Origin of the sequence: Staphylococcus caeli (assembly GCF_051413795.1) — a bacterium.
GTDB classification, from domain to species: Bacteria; Bacillota; Bacilli; order Staphylococcales; family Staphylococcaceae; genus Staphylococcus; species Staphylococcus caeli_A.
Genome location: NZ_JBOIRQ010000001.1, coordinates 138,317 through 158,620 on the forward strand (window position 1 = coordinate 138,317; position 20,304 = coordinate 158,620).

Annotated in this window: 23 protein-coding genes and 1 other annotated feature; of the genes, 22 read left to right on the forward strand and 1 reads right to left on the reverse strand. The window is 33.2% G+C overall.

Going from position 1 to position 20,304, the window contains the following annotated elements; translation table 11 throughout:
• Positions 1 to 155: 155 nt before the first annotated feature.
• The 4 genes from ACSULM_RS00610 to ACSULM_RS00625 all read left to right on the forward strand — a co-directional run bounded on the left by ACSULM_RS00610 (position 156) and on the right by ACSULM_RS00625 (position 2,322).
• Positions 156 to 392, forward strand: coding sequence for a hypothetical protein (locus ACSULM_RS00610; protein ID WP_436859999.1), 237 nt, complete (start codon positions 156 to 158; stop codon positions 390 to 392).
• A gap of 153 nt (positions 393 to 545) precedes the next feature.
• Positions 546 to 1,271 (forward strand): prepilin peptidase, encoded by a 726-nt coding sequence (locus ACSULM_RS00615; RefSeq protein ID WP_436860000.1) that lies wholly within the window; start codon positions 546 to 548, stop codon positions 1,269 to 1,271.
• On the forward strand, positions 1,268 to 1,966 hold the full coding sequence (gene radC / locus ACSULM_RS00620; protein ID WP_436859827.1) for a RadC family protein: 699 nt from the start codon (positions 1,268 to 1,270) through the stop codon (positions 1,964 to 1,966). Before ACSULM_RS00615 ends, radC begins: the two co-directional genes overlap by 4 nt.
• A gap of 74 nt (positions 1,967 to 2,040) precedes the next feature.
• A complete protein-coding gene (locus ACSULM_RS00625; RefSeq protein ID WP_436859828.1) occupies positions 2,041 to 2,322 on the forward strand; it encodes a hypothetical protein in 282 nt (93 codons plus the stop codon).
• A gap of 99 nt (positions 2,323 to 2,421) precedes the next feature.
• Here the strand turns inward: ACSULM_RS00625 and ACSULM_RS00630 are convergent, their stop codons facing one another.
• Positions 2,422 to 2,601 carry a hypothetical protein gene (locus ACSULM_RS00630; RefSeq protein WP_436854061.1) on the reverse strand — a complete coding sequence of 60 codons (180 nt, stop codon included), beginning with the start codon at positions 2,599 to 2,601 and terminating at the stop codon, positions 2,422 to 2,424.
• Between the two features lie 146 nt (positions 2,602 to 2,747).
• On the opposite strand from ACSULM_RS00630, the gene ACSULM_RS00635 reads away from it, so the two are divergent.
• The 18 genes from ACSULM_RS00635 (at position 2,748) to ACSULM_RS00720 (ending at position 20,296) form a co-directional block, all read left to right on the forward strand.
• Positions 2,748 to 3,206 carry a DUF4930 family protein gene (locus ACSULM_RS00635; protein WP_436859829.1) on the forward strand — a complete coding sequence of 153 codons (459 nt, stop codon included), beginning with the start codon at positions 2,748 to 2,750 and terminating at the stop codon, positions 3,204 to 3,206.
• 70 nt (positions 3,207 to 3,276) lie between these two features.
• Entirely contained in the window at positions 3,277 to 3,432 is a 156-nt protein-coding gene (locus ACSULM_RS00640) for a hypothetical protein (protein WP_436859830.1), read from the forward strand.
• Between the two features lie 386 nt (positions 3,433 to 3,818).
• Positions 3,819 to 4,661, forward strand: a complete 843-nt coding sequence (mreC, locus tag ACSULM_RS00645) for a rod shape-determining protein MreC (RefSeq protein ID WP_436859831.1) — start codon at positions 3,819 to 3,821, stop codon at positions 4,659 to 4,661.
• Complete coding sequence (mreD, locus tag ACSULM_RS00650; RefSeq protein ID WP_436859832.1) at positions 4,658 to 5,182, forward strand: rod shape-determining protein MreD; 525 nt, start codon at positions 4,658 to 4,660, stop codon at positions 5,180 to 5,182. Before mreC ends, mreD begins: the two co-directional genes overlap by 4 nt.
• A gap of 29 nt (positions 5,183 to 5,211) precedes the next feature.
• Positions 5,212 to 5,285, forward strand: a sequence feature (ribosomal protein L21 leader region).
• Positions 5,286 to 5,297: 12 nt separating this feature from the next.
• The gene (rplU, locus tag ACSULM_RS00655; RefSeq protein WP_011302944.1) at positions 5,298 to 5,606 is read left to right on the forward strand and encodes a 50S ribosomal protein L21; all 309 of its coding nucleotides are present in this window, start codon (positions 5,298 to 5,300) and stop codon (positions 5,604 to 5,606) included.
• Between the two features lie 2 nt (positions 5,607 to 5,608).
• Entirely contained in the window at positions 5,609 to 5,929 is a 321-nt protein-coding gene (locus tag ACSULM_RS00660; RefSeq protein WP_436854057.1) for a ribosomal-processing cysteine protease Prp, read from the forward strand.
• Between the two features lie 12 nt (positions 5,930 to 5,941).
• On the forward strand, positions 5,942 to 6,226 hold the full coding sequence (gene rpmA / locus ACSULM_RS00665; protein WP_069996290.1) for a 50S ribosomal protein L27: 285 nt from the start codon (positions 5,942 to 5,944) through the stop codon (positions 6,224 to 6,226).
• A 130-nt stretch (positions 6,227 to 6,356) separates the two neighbouring features.
• Positions 6,357 to 7,652 carry a GTPase ObgE gene (gene obgE, locus ACSULM_RS00670; RefSeq protein WP_436859833.1) on the forward strand — a complete coding sequence of 432 codons (1,296 nt, stop codon included), beginning with the start codon at positions 6,357 to 6,359 and terminating at the stop codon, positions 7,650 to 7,652.
• Positions 7,653 to 7,663: 11 nt separating this feature from the next.
• Complete coding sequence (locus ACSULM_RS00675; protein ID WP_436854054.1) at positions 7,664 to 8,119, forward strand: ACT domain-containing protein; 456 nt, start codon at positions 7,664 to 7,666, stop codon at positions 8,117 to 8,119.
• A 12-nt stretch (positions 8,120 to 8,131) separates the two neighbouring features.
• Positions 8,132 to 8,734: a Holliday junction branch migration protein RuvA gene (ruvA, locus tag ACSULM_RS00680; protein ID WP_436854053.1), complete on the forward strand. Its 603-nt coding sequence runs from the start codon at positions 8,132 to 8,134 to the stop codon at positions 8,732 to 8,734.
• 35 nt (positions 8,735 to 8,769) lie between these two features.
• Positions 8,770 to 9,774 (forward strand): Holliday junction branch migration DNA helicase RuvB, encoded by a 1,005-nt coding sequence (ruvB, locus tag ACSULM_RS00685; RefSeq protein WP_436854052.1) that lies wholly within the window; start codon positions 8,770 to 8,772, stop codon positions 9,772 to 9,774.
• A 2-nt stretch (positions 9,775 to 9,776) separates the two neighbouring features.
• Positions 9,777 to 10,802: a tRNA preQ1(34) S-adenosylmethionine ribosyltransferase-isomerase QueA gene (queA, locus tag ACSULM_RS00690; RefSeq protein ID WP_436859834.1), complete on the forward strand. Its 1,026-nt coding sequence runs from the start codon at positions 9,777 to 9,779 to the stop codon at positions 10,800 to 10,802.
• Positions 10,803 to 10,822: 20 nt separating this feature from the next.
• Positions 10,823 to 11,962: a tRNA guanosine(34) transglycosylase Tgt gene (gene tgt, locus ACSULM_RS00695; RefSeq protein ID WP_436854050.1), complete on the forward strand. Its 1,140-nt coding sequence runs from the start codon at positions 10,823 to 10,825 to the stop codon at positions 11,960 to 11,962.
• An 18-nt stretch (positions 11,963 to 11,980) separates the two neighbouring features.
• The gene (yajC, locus tag ACSULM_RS00700; RefSeq protein WP_436859835.1) at positions 11,981 to 12,241 is read left to right on the forward strand and encodes a preprotein translocase subunit YajC; all 261 of its coding nucleotides are present in this window, start codon (positions 11,981 to 11,983) and stop codon (positions 12,239 to 12,241) included.
• A gap of 313 nt (positions 12,242 to 12,554) precedes the next feature.
• Positions 12,555 to 14,831 carry a protein translocase subunit SecDF gene (secDF, locus tag ACSULM_RS00705; RefSeq protein WP_436859836.1) on the forward strand — a complete coding sequence of 759 codons (2,277 nt, stop codon included), beginning with the start codon at positions 12,555 to 12,557 and terminating at the stop codon, positions 14,829 to 14,831.
• Positions 14,832 to 14,998: 167 nt separating this feature from the next.
• A complete protein-coding gene (gene recJ, locus ACSULM_RS00710) occupies positions 14,999 to 17,278 on the forward strand; it encodes a single-stranded-DNA-specific exonuclease RecJ (RefSeq protein WP_436859837.1) in 2,280 nt (759 codons plus the stop codon).
• A gap of 12 nt (positions 17,279 to 17,290) precedes the next feature.
• Positions 17,291 to 17,809 carry an adenine phosphoribosyltransferase gene (locus ACSULM_RS00715; RefSeq protein WP_436859838.1) on the forward strand — a complete coding sequence of 173 codons (519 nt, stop codon included), beginning with the start codon at positions 17,291 to 17,293 and terminating at the stop codon, positions 17,807 to 17,809.
• A 297-nt stretch (positions 17,810 to 18,106) separates the two neighbouring features.
• The gene (locus tag ACSULM_RS00720) at positions 18,107 to 20,296 is read left to right on the forward strand and encodes a RelA/SpoT family protein (RefSeq protein WP_436854047.1); all 2,190 of its coding nucleotides are present in this window, start codon (positions 18,107 to 18,109) and stop codon (positions 20,294 to 20,296) included.
• Positions 20,297 to 20,304 lie beyond the last annotated feature (8 nt).

Genomic DNA, 20,304 nt, shown 5'->3' on the forward strand with positions numbered 1-20,304 from the left:
GACAGAAACCTAATTTTTCAAAAAATGCTTCGTTGTCCTACTACGGCAAAGATGATTAAAATTATAGAGGCTGAGACATTGTTTATGTCGTAGCCTCTTTGTTTTAATAATTTAATGAAAATGGAGGGCTAAAGTTGAATCATTTAATAGTATTTATGCCAGCATTGATCTATGCTTTGTTATTTGCAGTACAGTATTTTTTATCTAGATCTGGCAATAAGTTGCTAGGAGCAATTGTACCGATTATATTTGTTTGCATTTTAATTTTTCTGTATTTAACGGGTAAATTGGGATTAAATTTATGGGGGACACTTATCTTTGGAATCATTGGTTTATTATTCTTATTAGCTGAATGGGATAAAGCACAAAAAGATAAGCAAGAGCAGAGATAACATAGTGAACAGTCAACCTTTTAATTTAATATTTTTCACGAATTTGTAGGAAATTATAGTTTATAAGCGCCGGAAATACAATAAAAGGTTGAAATGTATACGGAAATGCAAGAAGTGACAATTTTGTTAATCTATAAACAGCTGCGTGATATAATGAGCGTAGGAGGTGCAGCTTTGATTCAACAACTTTTGATTTTTCCTGTATTATTTAGCTTTTTATATCAACTGTGTTTTGTTAATAAAATTAACCTTAAGTATTTCACTTTACGTTCAACATGTGATTATTGTCATCGAAGCATTAAGTTATATGACATGATTCCAATTTTTAGTTTTATACTTTTAAGAGGCAAATCACGATGCTGTAATAAAAAACTTAATTATTGCTATTTACTAGGCGAAGTCCTAGCCCTGTTACCAGCTTTTTATTTTCACTTTATACCTTCAAATAAGTATTTTGAAAACCCTACATTTTTATTGATATTTTTATTTCTACTCGTATTTTCGCTTTTTGATATTACCACGTATACGCTTCCTCTACATATGCTTATCATTCTTTTATTGACGAGTTTTTATATAACACAAATAAAATTATTCCCATTTTTAATAGTAACAACCATTCTTCACTTATTCTTTTTTATTAATCGAAATGCAATAGGCTATGGAGATATATTGTTACTATCTATACTTTCCTTAATAATACCGTTTGATTTGTTCAGATTAATATTTTTATTATCGTTTATCATTGGTGGATGTTTTGCATTATTTTTACTTTTAATAACGCGAAATTTAAAATGTAAATTACCATTTATTCCATTTGTTTTTATAGCATATAATATTGCTTTTTGTATATATCATTTTACTGGAGGTTATTTTATTTGAAATTAAATGACTTAGCACACAACCAAAAGCCAAGAGAGCGATTATTAAGTCAGGGGGCTTCACACCTTTCACATGCTGAGTTATTAGCGATACTTATAAATACCGGTAGCAAAGGATTCTCTAGTTTAGATATTGCCAATGAATTATTAAAGTCAGTTACAAGTTTAAAAGAATTAAAACATTTGTCACTCAATGATTTAAATAAAATAAAAGGCGTGGGGATATACAAGTCGTTGATTTTAAAAGCGGCTTTCGAATTAGGAGAGCGTATGCACTCAGGTAGTATTGATGATAAAATCCAAATAACGAGTCCCAAAGATGTCGCAGATTTTATGATGGGGAAAATGGAGCATTTAACTCAAGAAAAATTTGTAGCACTTTTTCTAAATTCAAAAAATATAATTACCAAACAAAAAACAATATTCGTTGGAACACTTAATAGTTCAATCGTCCATCCTCGTGAAGTATTTAGCGAAGCCATAAAGTGTGCAAGTAATGCTGTAATTGTATTGCATAACCATCCGTCAGGTGATACGACGCCTTCAAAAGAGGATATAAAAACCACGGAGCGATTAAGGATTTGTGGCAATGTATTAGGAATCGAACTTTTAGACCATATTATTATTGGTGATCACACATATTTAAGTATGGTTGAAGAAGGTTATTTTGATAATTCCGTGCCCATTAATCTATAAATTAACCTTATTTTCATTTCCGATATATCGTCAATCGTGTATAATCATGATGTTAGATAAGGAGGATTTTTACTTTGGGAACAATATTGTTAATTGGATTATTAATTCCAGTTGTATATTTGATGCAACTTATAAAAAGAAAACAAGAAATCAGTATAAAACACACAGGTTTTACCATATTGTTGTCCATTATTGGTGTAGTAATTACAACAATAGTGATGATTATATTAGACCAATCAAAAAGTGGTATTTGGGCATACATATTTAGTGGATTTGTAGTTGCTATTATATGGGGGTTATTACTTAGTGCTTGTTATTATGTATATCAGGTATTATCAGGAAATGCTAAAAAATAATGGGCATAGATATTATTAGAGCGTTTTGAAGACTAATGTATAATATGATTACCTAATCAAAAAATCTGGAACATCTATTCATGTCCCAGACTCTGCACTTTAATGTATAAAGTTTAAATAATAACTGTAGTTTTCCATTAACCAAAGGATACCTTGATACCCTAGATAAATACAAAGTACAATTATACCTACATATATTAAAAACCTTAAAATTGATAAGCCGACTCTAAATAATAAAATAACTAAGAGGGCAAGCAAAATTATGGATATAATACTCATTTTTAGTCACTCCCTTTACTCATATTGTACTATTAATATAATGCAAACGCATCAGTCTATGGTTAAGTTTCAGATACTTCTATAGACTGATGTTTTTCAATAGGACAATCGATATAATTTAGAATGACTTAATAGGAGGTTGGTTCATGCGTTTTATTTTTAGTATTATAAAAAATATTATCGCTATTATTGCGATAGTAATCATAGTATTTTTCGCATTGAAATATGCGCCCTTTTTAAAGGATCAAGAGTGGAACCCTGTACACAATAATGAACCTTCCGCAGATCATTCACATTCCGCTAAACAATTGACAGGTGGACAGCGCTATTCTGTAGAAGATAATGATATTTTGAATAATGTACCATTAAGTCAAACTAAAAACGTTTTTGACTGGATAGATAAAAAAGAATTTATGTCAGTATCTGGTATTGGACGAATGGGATATAGTGATGATTATTTAGCTGGCCAGCGTGGAGATGAGTTTATAATTTATAAATTTGGCTCAGATTCAATTCGCGTTTATAAAACTGAGATTGAGATGGAACAAGACCTTAATCAGTTAGGTGAGCATATAAAACTACAGCCACCATCAAGTTACGAGTAAGGTGTTTGAATTATTTAATGAAATACGTTAGCCTTGAAAGTAGTAAAAACGTTAAAGGTTGGTGTCTAATTTGAGTGAACAGTCTAATGATAAAAAAGTAGATGAACAAGCGAAAGCACAAAATCTATTTGCACGTTGGCGTAAAGAAGAAACATTATATAAAGAAGACGAAAAAGAAGCGGATAAAGCAGCTAATGCTAAGCCATCTGATAATGAAGAAAAATAATATTTATAAGTAATATGATTTAAGTCCTGGGCATCTAAGATGTCTGGGCTTTTTAATTTGGTGTCGTCACTTTAGAGAGCTCATAGTAGTAATTTTTAACTGCTACGCTTATGTACTGGCGGAAATAGCCAATAATTATACACTACTAAAAACGTAAAATTTAACACTATTTAGTTTAGTTGAAAATAAAACATATTAATACACTATTCTAGGTGAAAATTGATATAATATGATGTATCGAGATTTTTTATATAAATTAATTTACGTTTTAGTACATTGATTGAGTATTTTATGTAAGTAGTTTGATGTTGATACTTTATTTCATACTACTTGTAATATAGAATAATAAAAGAACAGAAAATAGTCGGGTAATAGAGGTGTTTAGGTTGTCAAAGTTTTTTAAAAACAACAAATTGATTGTTATTTTATGCGCAATCATTGTGTTTATTGCCTTAATTGGTGTATCTTTACGTTCACAGTCACAGTCACCTGTGGAACAATACGTTGGAGATTCAGTCGCATTTGGCCAAAAAGCGATTAGTTATCCAGTCCAATTTGTAACAGGATCAATAAACAATCTTTTTTCTAGTGATGATGCTAAAGAATCATCTAAAGTTAAACAGTTAGAAGCAGAAAATGAAAGACTTGAAGCAGAAAATAAAAAGTATAAAAAAGAATTGGATATCCAGGACATATCTAAATTTGAACCTATTTCTAGTACTGTACTATCAAGAAATCCTGATCAATGGATGAATACGTTGGTAATAAACCAAGGTTCTAAAGATGGTATAAAAAACAATATGGCGGTAATGACATCTGAAGGATTAGTCGGTCGAATTTCTAAAGTAAATCAATTTTCAGCACAAGTAGATTTGATATCAACTAATACACGGTCAAATAGATTATCTGTCAATATTCAGCACGATGGGAAAAATGTGTTTGGTTTAATAGATCATTACGATGCCAAAAATGAAGAACTTGTTATTACTGATATCAATAATAAAGACAGCATTAAGAAAGGCGACAAAGTTGTCACTAGTGGTTTAGCAGATCAACTTCCAAGTAGTATATACATAGGAGAAGTTTCTAAAGTAGAAAACGACGAATATGGTTTATCTAAAGAAGTTAGAGTAAAAACGGCGGCAAACCTAGCTGATTTACAACATGTATATGTGGCTAAAAGAGACCCGAAAACAATCCCTGATAATGAAGGTGGGGCGAGTGAATGAGGGCACTTTACTATTTCTTAATTAGCGTTGTGTTGTTCTATATTGATACTGCAATAGGCCTAGTAATTCCCATGCACATTGGAGAGAAGACAATCATTTTTGTGCCACATCTTACATTTATGTATCTCTTGTTGATATGTGTGTATCGAAGCTTTGGTGTTGCACTAATTTTAGCGATTGTATTAGGTTTAGTTACTGATTTATATTTTGGTAGTTTTTATGGGTTATATTTATTCGGCTATATATTATTTGTAGTTATAATGGACTTTTTCTTCAAAACATTTTATAGAGATCATGCAATGTTGTTTATTATCGTACTCTTAAGTACCGTATTTTTAGAAATTTATGTAGCAATTATCTATAGTATTCTTGGACTCATAGAGTTTAATTTTATTGACTTTGTAATATTCCGATTATTACCTACATTTATTTTAAATTTGATTTTATTAACTATATTGTATCCAATTATCAGTAAATTTTTTAGAAAAGTTCAATTCAAGATTGACAGTAAGAAGGCGTAATGCTAAAATGCAGTAGTTGAGTAGTTTTTAGCTACATACAACCGCACGGATTCAGGTTAAAGTACATGTATGTCACCTGGATTTGGCGTGACTTAAATTATAGGAGGTGCAAAGTATGTTTGCTATTATTGAAACAGGTGGAAAACAAGTTAAAGTTGAAGAAGGTCAAGAAATCTTTGTTGAGAAATTAGATGTTAACGAAGGTGACTCATTCACTTTTGACAAAGTATTATTCGTAGGTGGAGACGCAGTTAAAGTTGGTGCGCCAACAGTTGAAGGTGCTTCAGTTACTGCTACTGTACAAAAACAAGGTCGCGGTAAAAAAATCACTGTATTCACATACAAACGTCGTAAAGACTCTAAACGTAAAAAAGGTCATCGTCAACCTTATACTAAATTAACTATCGACAAAATCAACGCATAATTATGATTAATGTTGATGTTACATTGAACGATGCCGGTCAAGTAACTGATGTTATCATGGATGGCCATGCAGAACATGGCGAATATGGACATGATATAGTTTGTGCAGGTGCATCCGCAGTTCTTTTCGGAAGTGTTAATGCTATAATGGGATTAACAAGTGAGAAGCCCGACATTGATTACAATGAAGACGGTGGACATTTCCACGTTAGAAGTGTAGACACTACAAATGAAAAAGCGCAATTAATTCTTCAAGCAATGTTAGTTTCATTGCAAACAATTGAAGAAGAATATAAAGACAATATCAGACTAAATTATAAGTGAGGTGCAATCATAATGTTAAAATTAAACTTACAATTCTTCTCATCTAAAAAAGGACTTGGTTCTACAAAAAACGGACGTGACTCTGAATCAAAACGTTTAGGAGCTAAACGTGCTGATGGTCAATTCGTAACAGGTGGTTCTATTTTATTCCGTCAACGCGGTACTAAAATTTATCCTGGTGAAAATGTAGGTCGTGGTGGCGACGATACATTATTCGCTAAAATCGACGGCGTTGTAAAATTCGAACGCAAAGGTCGCGACAAAAAACAAGTTTCTGTATATGCAGCAGCTGAGTAATTTTTGTTAACGTTAACACCAGAAGTTATAACTTCTGGTGTTTATTTTTTGTCTTTATTTTCTAACTAACTAGATAATGCTATAATAAATAAGATATAAATATTAAAATTTAAGAAAAAGAGGTGAAATCATGTTTGTCGATCAAGTTAAAATATCACTTAAAGCAGGTGATGGTGGAAATGGTATAACTGCATATCGCAGAGAAAAATATGTCCCATTCGGTGGACCAGCTGGTGGCGATGGTGGCGATGGTGCGTCTATTATATTTGAAGTAGATGAAGGTTTAAGAACATTATTAGACTTTAGATACCAAACTCATTTCAAAGCTAAAAGAGGTGACGGTGGTCAAAGTAGTAATATGCATGGTAAAAATGCTGAACATTTGATTTTGAAAGTACCACCAGGCACGATAATTAAAAGTGTAGAAACTGAAGAAGTATTAGCAGATTTAGTAGAAAATGGTCAACGTGCTGTTGTAGCAAAAGGTGGCCGTGGCGGACGTGGTAACTCTCGTTTTGCTTCTCCAAGAAATCCAGCTCCTGATTTTAGTGAAAATGGTGAACCAGGTGAGGAAATCGATGTTACACTTGAATTAAAGCTACTTGCTGATGTAGGGCTAGTTGGGTTTCCAAGTGTTGGAAAATCAACGCTTTTATCAATTGTTTCTAAAGCGAAACCTAAAATTGGAGCCTATCATTTTACAACAATTAAGCCTAATTTAGGTGTTGTATCAACTAAAGATCAAAGAAGTTTTGTCATGGCTGATTTACCAGGACTTATTGAAGGTGCTTCTGAAGGTGTAGGTTTGGGCCACCAATTTTTAAAACATGTTGAGCGTACGAAAGTTATTGTACATATGATTGATATGTCTGGTTCTGAAGGTAGAGATCCTTTTGAAGATTATAAAGTTATTAATGAAGAATTAAGCGCTTATGAACATCGTTTAGAAGAGCGACCACAAATAGTAGTTGCCAATAAGATGGATATGCCTAATGCTGAAGAGAATTTGCAAGCTTTTAAAGAAGCTTTAAATGATACGTCTGTTCAAGTTATCCCACTTTCTACTTTTATGCATGATCATATTGATGAATTATTATATTCTATTGCAGATAAATTAGAAGAAGTAAAAGATGTGGACTTTAGTAAAGAAGATGAAGAAGATTTAGGTGTTAATAGAGTTATCTATAAACATACGCCGAGTCAAGATAAATTTACAATTACTAGAGATGATGATGCAGCTTATGTGGTTAGCGGTAAAGCCATTGAAAGAATGTTCAAGATGACTGATTTCAATAGTGATCCAGCAGTTCGTCGTTTTGCTCGTCAAATGCGTTCAATGGGTATAGATGACGCACTAAGAGCACGTGGCTGTGAAAATGGTGATATCGTAAGAATACTTGGTGGAGAATTTGAGTTTGTTGAATAGGAGTGCTTGAAGTGGACAAAAAAGATTATAAAAAGTTTTACTTAATTCGTGAAGATGTATTACCAGAATCAGTTGTGAAAACTTTAAAGATTAAAGAAGTCTTGAAAAATGATCCGTCATTGTCCATATTTGAAGCAGTGAAGCAATTCGATTTATCGAGAAGTGCTTTTTATAAATATAGAGATACTATTTTTCCAATAGACGAGAAAATTGAATCTACAAGAGAGTTTACATTGATTCTTTACGTAAATGATATTGTAGGTATGTTAGCAGAAGTGCTTAATACTTTATCTAAATTAAGTTTGTCTGTGCTAACAATCCACCAAAGTGTACCAATGGAAGGTCGAGCAACAATAACGCTGTCATTGGATGCAACGAGTACAGAGTTAGAGATTGATGATGTTACAGAGGCATTAAGAGTCATCGATCACGTATCTAAAGTAGAATTGATTAGTATGACGATATAAGGAAGTGGAATTGTGTACGCATATATTAAAGGCACGTTAACCGTATTAAATCCAACTCATGTTGTAGTTGAAGCTTCTGGTGTTGGTTTTGAAATTCAAACACCGAATTCATATCGTTTTCAAAAATTTATGGATCAAGAAGTAGTCATTCATACTTCACTTATTGTAAGAGAAGACGCACAATTACTTTATGGTTTTATAAATCAGGAAGAGAAAGATATGTTTTTAAGTCTTATCAAAGTAACCGGTATAGGTCCGAAATCAGCATTAGCTATATTGGCAAGCAGTTCGCCGAATGAAGTTAAAATAGCTATAGAAAATGAGAATGATGCATATCTAACAAAATTTCCAGGCATCGGTAAAAAAACAGCTCGTCAAATCGTATTAGATCTTAAAGGGAAGGTCCAAATTAACGAAGAAGATAGTAGCCAACTATTAAATATAGCAGATGACTCAGCAGATAGCATGCCAATCATCAAAGAAGCATTACTTGCATTAGAAGCTTTAGGTTATTCGAAACGCGAATTAACAAAAGTTGAAAAAACGTTATCTAAATCAACGTTTGAGTCTGTAGATGAAGCAGTTAAAAAAGGCTTGCAACTATTAATATCTTAAACGTGAATCATATTGTATGAAAGGGGGATAACACAATGGATGATAGAATGGTTGATCAAGCATTGCACGATGATGAATCGACCTTTGAATTATCTTTGAGGCCAACAAAATTGCGTCAATATATTGGACAATCAACGATAAAGTCGAATTTAGAAGTTTTTATTAAAGCAGCCAAAATAAGACAAGAACCTTTGGATCACGTCTTATTATTTGGTCCCCCAGGTTTAGGTAAAACGACATTATCTAATATTATCGCAAATGAAATGGATGTTAATATTCGCACTATTTCGGGTCCATCTATTGAACGTCCTGGTGATTTAGCTGCCATACTCTCAAGTCTACAACCTGGTGATGTATTATTCATCGATGAAATCCATAGATTGAGTAGTGTTGTAGAAGAAGTGTTGTATCCTGCTATGGAAGATTTCTTTTTAGATATTGTAATTGGTAAAGGTGAAGAAGCGAGAAGTATTCGTATAGATTTGCCGCCATTTACTTTAATCGGTGCAACTACGCGTGCAGGAAGTTTAACAGCACCGCTTAGAGACCGTTTTGGTGTACATTTGAGATTAGAATATTATAAAGAGACTGAATTAAAGGAAATTATAGTACGTACTGCTGAGGTGTTAGGTACATCAATTGATGACGATAGCGCAATAGAATTAGCAAAACGTAGTCGTGGAACACCAAGGGTTGCTAATAGATTGTTAAAACGTGTACGTGATTTCCAACAAGTGAATGATGATGAAATTATAAGTATTGCGACAACCAAGGCTTCATTACAATTACTACAGGTTGATGAAGAAGGACTGGATTACATTGATCATAAGATGATGAATTGTATTCTAGAACAATACAAAGGTGGTCCTGTAGGTTTAGATACCATCGCAGTATCCATTGGTGAAGAACGCGTTACGATTGAAGATGTCTATGAACCTTTCTTAATTCAAAAAGGTTTTATCGAACGTACGCCTAGGGGTAGAAAGGCAACGCCATATGCATTTGAACATTTTAGCAAGAAGAATGGAAAGAGGGAATAAGTTTGGATATCGAAGCGTTTGATTACCATTTGCCAGAATCATTAATTGCACAAACACCGTTGAAAAACAGAGATGAAAGTAAATTATTAGTTCTAGGCAGACAATCAGGTGAAATTGAACATAAACATTTTAAAGATATTATTGATTATTTTGAAGCAGGCGGTACCTTGGTATTAAATGATACGAGAGTAATGCCTGCCCGTTTGTTTGGCTTGAAAGCAGAAACTGGTGCGAAAGTTGAAATGTTAATGCTTACTCATATTGATGGAAATGATTGGGAAGTGTTATTGAAACCAGCTAAAAGAATTAAAGTAGGTAATAAATTAACTTTTGGTGAAGGTAAAATAGTAGCTGAATGTATAGAAGAAATGGATCAAGGTGGACGTATTATGCGTTTGCATTATGATGGTATCTTACAAGAACGTTTAGATGAATTGGGTGAAATGCCTTTGCCACCATACATCAAAGAGCGTTTAGATGATCCAGACCGTTATCAAACAGTTTATGCTAAAGCAACTGGTTCTGCTGCCGCGCCGACAGCTGGCTTACATTTTACTGATGCATTGCTAGAAGAAATAAAAGCTAAAGGTGTTAATATTGCGTTTATAACATTGCATGTGGGTCTCGGTACATTCCGACCGGTAAGTGTAGAAAATATTGATGATCATGAAATGCACAGTGAATATTATCAAATGAATGAAGCAACGGCTGAGCTGTTAAATCAGACAAAAGCACAAGGTCATCGTATTATTTCTGTTGGAACAACTTCAACTAGAACTTTAGAAACAATCATGCAAACAAACGAGCAGTTTGTAGCTCAGAGTGGCTGGACAGATATCTTTATCTTCCCAGGCTTTACATTTAAGGCGATTGATGGATTAATTACAAACTTCCATTTACCCAAGTCAACACTTGTGATGCTTGTTTCTGCATTTAGTTCTAGAGATTTTATTTTAAATGCATATAATCAAGCTGTATCATCAAAATATAGATTCTTTAGCTTTGGAGATGCAATGCTAATTATTTAGGGAATGAAAGGAGTATTTTTATGCCAGCTGTAACATATGAGCACATAAAAACATGTAAACAATCTGGTGCCAGATTAGGTATTGTGCATACGCCACACGGTTCCTTTGAAACACCAATGTTTATGCCTGTAGGTACTAAAGCAACGGTAAAGACAATGAGCCCAGAAGAATTACATCAAATGGAGGCTAAAATCATTCTAGGCAACACATATCATTTGTGGTTACAACCTGGAAATGATATCATCAGAAAGAGTGGGGGATTACATCAGTTTATGAACTGGAATGGTCCTATACTGACAGATTCTGGTGGTTTCCAAGTATTTAGTTTAAGTAATTTAAGAAAAATTACTGAGGAAGGCGTAGAATTCCGTCATCATACAAATGGTTCTAAACTATTTTTGAGTCCTGAGAAATCAATGCAAATACAAAATGATTTAGGTTCAGATATTATGATGGCTTTTGATGAATGTCCGCCAATGCCTGCTGAATATAAATATGTGAAAGATTCTATTGAAAGAACGACAAGATGGGCTGAACGTTGCCTTAAAGCACATGAGAGACCAGAAGATCAAGCCTTGTTCGGTATTATTCAAGGTGGAGAATATAAAGATCTTAGACAGCAAAGCGCTGAAGAATTAGTTGCTTTAGATTTTCCTGGATATGCGATTGGTGGATTGTCTGTGGGCGAACCTAAGCCAATTATGTACGATATGGTACATCACACTGAACAATTTATGCCGAAAGACAAACCTCGCTATTTAATGGGGGTTGGCTCACCAGATGCATTGATTGAGTGTAGCATTAGAGGTATGGATATGTTTGACTGTGTACTGCCAACACGTATTGCACGTAATGGTACATGTATGACTTCGAATGGTCGTTTAATAATAAAGAACGCAAAATATGCGGATGACTTAGGACCACTTGATGCACAATGTGATTGTTATACATGTAAAAATTATAGTAGAGCCTATATAAGACATTTAATAAAAGCTGAAGAAACTTTTGGAATTCGTCTTACTACTTATCATAATTTACATTTCTTGCTGAAATTAATGGAAAACATCCGTCAAGCTATTCGAGAAGATCGTCTTTTAGATTTTAAAGAAGAATTCTTCGAACAGTATGGGCTTAATGTAGATAACCCAAAAAACTTTTAAAAAGGGAGAAATAAAATAATGCAATTTACTTCATTGATATTACCAATTTTATTATTAGTATTAATGTGGTTCTTCTTAATTAGACCACAACAGAAAAAGGCTAAAGAGCATCGTGAAATGATTAGCCAAGTAACATCTGGCCAACGTGTAACTACAATCGGCGGTATCAAAGGTACTGTACGTAGCGTTGATGAAACAACAGTTGTATTAACTTTAAATAGTAGCGGTACTGAGCTTACTTTAGAAAAGCCAGCTATTAAACAAGTTGATCCTTCATAAATTAGAATTGGAACTCAGGACAAACGTCTTGGGTTCTTTTTTTAATCATAGTTATGAATATAAGTGCCATTAAAACGAAATTTAAATTTAATGTTATACTCTAAAAGCGTAGTACAAAAGCAACCGCGACATACTAATTATGCTTTTTAGCGCTTACATTTAAAAATAACTTTGGAAATTAGTTGAGTTAGTTTTTACACTTGGTGTAATGTGTTAAGATGTATAAGGTTGTTCAAAAAATATTAGTTAATTTTACTCGTACTCATTTTAAAACGAGTCAATTTAAAACATAAGCTAACAATGAGGTGTTCAAGTGAAAAAGAGTAGTAGAATTGTTGCGTTTGTCTTACTTGTAGTTCTGTTGTTTGCAGGTATGGGACTTACATATAAGAACGTAGTCAAAGACGTTAACCTTGGTTTGGACTTACAAGGTGGATTTGAAGTTTTATATCAAGTTGATCCCTTACAAAAAGGCGATAAAATAGATGATAAAGCAGTAAAAGCAACTGCTAAAACGCTAGAAAATCGTGTCAACGTTTTAGGTGTATCAGAACCGAAAATCCAAGTAGAAGATAAAAATAGAATTCGTGTACAACTTGCTGGTGTAAAAAATCAATCGCAAGCACGAGATATTTTGTCATCTCAAGCAAACTTAACCATTCGTGACGCGGATGATAATATTAAGTTAACTGGTAAAGATATTCAACAAGGTTCAGCGAAACAAGAATTCAAACAAAATACAAATCAGCCAGCGGTTACTTTTAAATTAAAAGACAGCGCTAAATTCAAAAAAGTAACTGAAGAAATTTCTAAGAAAAAAGAAAATGTTATGGTTGTATGGTTAGATCATGAAAAAGGTGATACATATCATAAAGAAATGGATAAAAAAGATCCTAAATATGTATCAGCTGCTTCTGTAGATAAGCCAATTAATTCTGACAGCGTTGAAATTTCTGGTGGATTTAATGGTGAAGAAGGCGTACAAAAAGCCAAACAAATTGCAGATTTATTAAATTCTGGTTCATTACCTGTTGATCTTAAAGAAATTTACTCAAATTCAGTAGGTGCACAATTTGGACAAGATGCGTTAGATAAGACTGTATTTGCGGCAGCAATTGGTATTGCAGTTATTTATCTATTTATGTTAGGTTTCTATCGTTTACCTGGTTTGGTAGCTGTCATTGCGCTCACAACTTATATTTACCTTACATTAGTAGCGTTTAATTTTATTTCAGGTGTGTTAACGTTACCTGGTTTAGCCGCTTTAGTACTTGGTGTTGGTATGGCAGTAGATGCAAACATTATCATGTATGAACGGATTAAAGATGAATTGAAAATTGGACGAACGCTTAAACAAGCTTATAAAAAAGCGAACAAGAGCTCATTCTTAACGATTGTGGATGCTCAGCTAACAACTGTAATTGCAGCAGCTGTGTTATTCTTCTTCGGTGAGAGTTCAGTAAAAGGTTTCGCTACTATGTTACTATTAGGTATTTTAATGATATTCGTAACAGCGGTGTTCTTATCTAGATGGTTATTGTCATTACTTGTTTCATCTAATTTCTTCAAAAAATCAAACTGGTTATTTGGTGTAAGTAAGAAAAATATCCATAGCATCAATGAAGAAAAAGAAATTCATGATTTGAAAACACCATACGAACGCATTGACTTTATGAAATTAGCAAAACCATTACTAGGTTTAAGTGTACTTATTATTGTAGTTGGTGCTGTCATCCTATTTATTTTCAAATTGAATTTAGGTATCGACTTTACAAGTGGTACACGTGTTGATTTCGAATCTGATAATAAAGTGACTGAAAATAAAGTGACACAAACTTTAGAAGATAAAGGATTTAAACCGGATCAAGTTTCACTTGGTGAAAATGGAAAAACTGCTACTGTTCAATTTAAACACGATTTATCCAAAGATGAAGTGTCTAAAATGCAAAATACAGTAGATAAACAATTCGGACATAAACCGACAGTCAATACAGTGTCACCAGTCATTGGACAAGAGTTAGCGAAGAATGCAATGCTTGCGCTGATATATGCGTCTATTGGTATTATCATCTATATCACATTTAGATTTGAATGGCGCATGGGACTTTCATCAGTTCTATCATTGCTTCATGATGCATTTATGATTGTTGCGGTATTCAGTTTATTTAGACTAGAAGTTGATATTACATTTATTGCAGCAGTATTGACTATTATTGGTTATTCAATCAATGATACGATAGTAACGTTTGACAGGGTTCGAGAGAACTTACACAAAGTTAAAGTGATTACCGACAAGTCTCAAATTGATGACATTGTCAACAGATCTATTCGTCAAACAATGACACGTTCAATCAACACTGTATTAACAGTTGTGATTGTTGTTGTTGCATTATTACTATTTGGTGCACCAAGTATATTCAACTTCTCATTAGCGTTACTCATTGGTTTAATTTCAGGTGTATTCTCATCTGTATTTATTGCAGTACCGCTCTGGGGCATTATGAAAAAACGTCAACTTAAGAAATCAGATCATCATAAAATAATTGTTCATAAAGAGAAAAAATCAAACGATGAAAAGATTTTAGTATAAATATTTTTCAAATGTTCAGCCTTCTACTATTTAAGTAGGAGGCTGTTTTTATATTTTATTTTAATAATTTAGACGTAATTAAAATAAAAGTGCTTCTAATAAATGGAACTACTTTTTATTTTGAGATATCTTTTGTATAATGACTTGTGGAAATGAGGGAGAATAGTATGATTAAATCAAAGTATACTTGGGACGTTAAAACACCAGAAAATGAAATTACAGAGGATGTTTCATCAGATTTAAAACTAACTCCTATTGTAAAAAAAATACTAGAAAGTAAGGGTATTACAGAAAAAGCAGATATCAACGATTTGTTAAAGGGTGTCCAAGTTACACACGACCCAAATTTAATGAGTGATATGGATAAAGCAATAGAACGTATTAATTTAGCTATTGATCAAAATCAGAAAATATTAGTTTATGGAGATTATGATGCCGATGGTGTGACATCGACTACGATTTTAGTTGAAACATTAAAAGAGCTAGGTGCCCATGTAGGATGGTATATTCCAAATAGATTTTCAGAAGGATATGGCCCCAATGAAATGGCATTTAAAAATGCCCATGAAGAAGGTATTTCATTAATCATTACTGTTGATAATGGGATACAAGGACATGAAGAAATTCAAATGGTGCAAGATTTAGGTGTGGATGTAATTGTAACAGACCATCATGAAATTGGCCGCACAATGCCTAATGCATTCGCCATTGTACATCCAATGCATCCAGAATATGATTATCCATTTAAATATTTATGTGGTGCAGGTGTAGCGTATAAATTAGCGCAAAAATTATTAGATGAACCTCCAGCACATTTTTTAGCACTGGTTGCAATAGGTACAGTGGCAGATTTAGTTTCGCTAACTGATGAAAATAGAACTCTAGTTAAACAAGGTTTAGAGGTACTTAATCATCATTGCCCAGCATCGATTAAAGCGATTTTAAAACAAGCTGGAAATAATGATGAAATTACAGAAGAAACAATCGGGTTCATTATTGGTCCAAGACTAAATGCAGTAGGTAGATTAGAGGATGCTGCATTGGCTGCTGAATTATTGATGACTGAAACTGAAGAAGAGGCAGAATTTTTAGCGGAGCAAGTAGAATTTTTCAATCAAGAACGTAAGGATATTGTCGCTCAAATTACAGAAGAAGCTTTAGCGATTGCCGATAGCCAAGTGAAAAAAGGCGCACAATTTCTATTGTTAGCACAACCAGACTGGCATGAAGGTGTACTAGGTATTGTTGCTTCGAAGGTTGTAGAAACTTATAGTCTACCTACTTTAATTTTAAATATAGATGAAGGTCAAGATCATGCGAAAGGTTCTGCCCGTAGTATTGAGCAAGTTTCCATGTTTGAAATATTAAATGCACATTCTGACTTAATTTCAAAATTTGGTGGACATCATATGGCAGCAGGCGTAACGATGCCGATAGAAAATATTGAACAATTGCAACAAGGTCTAAATGATTGGATGTCGCAGCTTGCTGCAACAACGTCTTTAGAACCCGTTAAAAAAGTCGATGTTACTATTTCAGAAAATGACATTACCATTAAAAATATTCAAGATGTCCAAAAATTACGACCATTTGGAACGGATTTTTCTAGCCCATGCTTTAAACTAGAAGATATTGTTGTCAATCAGGCGAAAGCTATTGGTCAAGACAAAAACCATTTAAAATTAGTTATGGGTGAGCAGCAATTACAAGCGCTATTTTGGCAAAATGGTCATCTAGCCAATGAGTTAGGTGCACAACAACCAATTAATGTAATCGGTACATTGCAAATAAATGAATGGAATGGATTCCAATCACCTCAATTTATGATTCAAGACATTGCAAGTAATAGTTTACAAATATTGGATTACAGAAGTAAGCGTAAGATTAATGAAATAGATCAGGACACTAGTCAAGTTGCATATCTGATTCATAGTCGTAGCGAAAAACTTGGGGACAATTATTACTATTATGGCGATGTTATAGAACAATCATACGATAAATATGTATTTAGAGATTTACCGCCGTCAATGGATGCCATTAAAGCAACATTAAAAACAATGCGACCGTCACAAATCTATTTAGTGTTAAATCATGAACACTCAATTTATTTTGAAGGTATGCCTAAGATGGATACATTTAAACAGTGTTTTAAGGCTTTAGCCAATAAAAAAGAGACGAATTTAGCAAAAGAAGGTATGCAGTTAAGTCAGTATTTAAATATACAACCAAGTATGCTTAAATTTATCTTAAAAGTTTTCTTGGATTTAGAGTTTATAAAAGATGAAAATGGTATAATCAAAATGAATAGTGTTTCAACCAAAAGAGAAATTGAATCCAGTAAATATTATCAAGGTAGACTTGATAGAATAGAAGTTGAAAAAGTATTACTTTATGATGACTTTAATCATTTAAAACAATGGTTTAAAACTGAACTGGTAGATAATTAGGAGGAAGTTTGAATGGATTTAAAACAATATGTGTCTGAAGTTGAAGATTGGCCAAAACCTGGAGTAAGTTTCAAAGATATTACGACAATTATGGATAATGGAGAAGCTTACGGTTATGCAACCGATCAAATCGTGGCATATGCTAAAAATAGAGATATAGATGTAATTGTTGGGCCTGAAGCGCGTGGTTTTATTATTGGTTGCCCAGTAGCATATTCGATGGGGATTGGTTTTGCACCAGTACGTAAAGAAGGCAAACTACCTCGTGAAGTGATACGTTATGAGTATGATTTAGAGTATGGTACGAACGTTTTAACAATGCATAATGACGCGATTAGACCGGGTCAACGTGTGTTGATTACAGATGATTTATTGGCTACTGGAGGCACTATTGAAGCGGCAATTAAGCTAGTTGAAAAATTAGGCGGTATTGTTGTAGGTATTGCATTTATTATTGAACTTAAATATTTAAATGGAATTGAAAAAATTAAAGATTATGATGTTATGAGTTTAATCTCTTATGACGAATAATAAATAATAAAGTTAAGCCAGATGACAAAACTTAGAATATTTGTCATCTGGCTTTATTATGTTTTCATGAAATAGATTGTTCTCAAATAAGTTTACCCTTGATTAAAATTAGTTCATATTTTAGTAATAGTGTTATCTACGCATTTATTTATTGATTAACATGTAGTATTATATAACTATTATACATATTTTGGCCTAATAACGTAAAAATTCGTTGCATCATAAATATTAACAGAGCTAACGAAAAATAATACTGGGTACTAATAGTGATTAATATTTAGTATAGGGGTGTCTTAAGTGAACAATGAATATCCATATAGTGCAGATGAAGTACTATCCAAAGCAAAATCATATTTATCAAAAGAAGAATATGATTTCGTATTAAAAAGTTATCATATAGCATATGAAGCGCATGAAGGCCAATTTCGAAAAAACGGACTACCTTACATTATGCATCCGATTCAAGTTGCGGGTATATTGACTGAGATGCATTTAGATGGGCCTACCATAGTTGCAGGTTTTTTACATGATGTCATTGAAGATACACCATATACATTTGATGATGTTAAAGGAATGTTCAATGAAGAAATTGCAGTGATCGTTGAAGGTGTAACAAAACTTAAAAAAGTAAAGTATCGTTCTAAAGAAGAACAGCAAGCTGAAAATCACAGAAAGCTCTTTATCGCAATCGCTAAAGACGTGCGTGTTATTTTAGTGAAATTAGCTGACCGTTTACATAATATGAGAACATTAAAAGCTATGCCTCGTGAGAAACAAGTTAGGATATCAAAAGAAACGCTTGAAATCTATGCACCATTAGCTCATAGATTAGGGATCAACACAATCAAGTGGGAGTTAGAAGATACTGCACTTAGATATACAGATTCCGTACAATATTTCAGAATTGTTAATCTCATGAAGAAAAAACGTAGTGAGCGTGAAGCATATATTCACAATGCAATAGATCAAATTCAAACAGATTTAGCTAAGATGAATATTGTGGGCGACATAAACGGACGTCCAAAACATATTTATAGTATCTATCGTAAAATGGTGAAACAGAAAAAACAATTTGACCAAATCTTTGATTTATTAGCAATTAGAATTATTGTAAACTCGATTAATGATTGTTATGCGGTATTGGGATTAGTGCATACATTATGGAAACCAATGCCTGGACGCTTTAAGGATTACATCGCAATGCCTAAGCAGAATATGTACCAATCATTACATACGACAGTCGTTGGCCCGAACGGTGATCCACTTGAAATTCAAATAAGAACGTTTGAAATGCACGAAATTGCAGAACATGGTGTTGCTGCACATTGGGCATATAAAGAAGGTAAAAAAGTTACTGAAAAGACACAAAATTTCAATAACAAATTAAACTGGATTAAAGAATTAGCGGAAACTGACAATACCACTTCTGATGCTGAAGAATTTATGGAAACACTTAAGTTTGATTTACAAAGTGATAAAGTGTATGCATTCACACCAGAAAGTGATGTTATAGAGTTACCATATGGTGCTGTGCCGATTGATTTTGCTTATGCAGTGCACAGTGAAGTTGGAAACAAAATGATTGGGTCAAAAGTTAATGGTAAAATAGAGCCCATCGACTATGTGTTACAAACAGGTGATATTGTTGAAATTAGAACTAGCAAGCATTCTTATGGACCTAGTAGAGATTGGTTGAAAATAGTTAAGTCTTCAAGTGCTAAAAGTAAAATTCGTAGCTTCTTTAAAAAGCAAGATCGTTCTTCTAATATTGAAAAAGGGAAGTTCATGATTGAAGCAGAAATTAAAGAACAAGGGTTTAGAGTAGATACAGTACTTACTGATGAAAATATTGCCGTGGTTAATGATAAATATAATTTTGCCAATGAAGAAGACTTGTTTGCTGCTGTAGGTTTTGGTGGTGTGACGGCACTACAAATTGTCAATAAGCTGACTGAAAAGCAACGCATATTAGATAAACAAAAAGCATTGAATGAAGCACAAGCCATAACGAAGTCAGTACCTATTAAAGACGATATAACTACTGACAGTGGTGTTTATGTTGAAGGTATAGAAAATGTATTAATCCGATTATCAAAATGTTGTAATCCAATCCCTGGAGATGATATTGTAGGATATATCACGAAAGGGCACGGTATCAAAGTGCATCGCACAGATTGCCCTAATATAAAAAATGAACAAGAAAGACTCATACATGTTGAATGGGTACGTTCTAAAGATTCGACACAACGTTACCAAGTTGATTTAGAAGTATCTGCTTATGACCGAAATGGTCTATTAAACGAGGTACTTCAAGCTGTCAATTCGACACAAAGTAACCTAGTTAAAGTTTCTGGACGTTCTGATATAGATAAAAATGCAATTATCAATATCAGTGTCATGGTCAAAAATGTCAGTGAAGTTTACCAAGTTGTAGAAAAAATTAAACAACTCGGTGATGTGTATACAGTCACGAGAGTTTGGAATTAGAGGTGCAA

Excerpts from the sequence above, each read along its gene's own strand:
- ACSULM_RS00630 (WP_436854061.1), bottom strand. The coding sequence starts at position 2,601 with ATGAGTATTATATCCATAATTTTGCTTGCCCTCTTAGTTATTTTATTA.
- ACSULM_RS00660 (WP_436854057.1), top strand. The coding sequence starts at position 5,609 with ATGATTAATGTTGATGTTACATTGAACGATGCCGGTCAAGTAACTGAT.
- ACSULM_RS00610 (WP_436859999.1), top strand. The coding sequence starts at position 156 with ATGCCAGCATTGATCTATGCTTTGTTATTTGCAGTACAGTATTTTTTA.
- ACSULM_RS00635 (WP_436859829.1), top strand. The coding sequence starts at position 2,748 with ATGCGTTTTATTTTTAGTATTATAAAAAATATTATCGCTATTATTGCG.
- ACSULM_RS00715 (WP_436859838.1), top strand. The coding sequence starts at position 17,291 with ATGGATTTAAAACAATATGTGTCTGAAGTTGAAGATTGGCCAAAACCT.
- rpmA (WP_069996290.1), top strand. The coding sequence starts at position 5,942 with ATGTTAAAATTAAACTTACAATTCTTCTCATCTAAAAAAGGACTTGGT.
- ACSULM_RS00615 (WP_436860000.1), top strand. The coding sequence starts at position 546 with ATGAGCGTAGGAGGTGCAGCTTTGATTCAACAACTTTTGATTTTTCCT.
- recJ (WP_436859837.1), top strand. The coding sequence starts at position 14,999 with ATGATTAAATCAAAGTATACTTGGGACGTTAAAACACCAGAAAATGAA.
- yajC (WP_436859835.1), top strand. The coding sequence starts at position 11,981 with ATGCAATTTACTTCATTGATATTACCAATTTTATTATTAGTATTAATG.
- ruvB (WP_436854052.1), top strand. The coding sequence starts at position 8,770 with ATGGATGATAGAATGGTTGATCAAGCATTGCACGATGATGAATCGACC.
- rplU (WP_011302944.1), top strand. The coding sequence starts at position 5,298 with ATGTTTGCTATTATTGAAACAGGTGGAAAACAAGTTAAAGTTGAAGAA.
- obgE (WP_436859833.1), top strand. The coding sequence starts at position 6,357 with ATGTTTGTCGATCAAGTTAAAATATCACTTAAAGCAGGTGATGGTGGA.
- tgt (WP_436854050.1), top strand. The coding sequence starts at position 10,823 with ATGCCAGCTGTAACATATGAGCACATAAAAACATGTAAACAATCTGGT.
- mreD (WP_436859832.1), top strand. The coding sequence starts at position 4,658 with ATGAGGGCACTTTACTATTTCTTAATTAGCGTTGTGTTGTTCTATATT.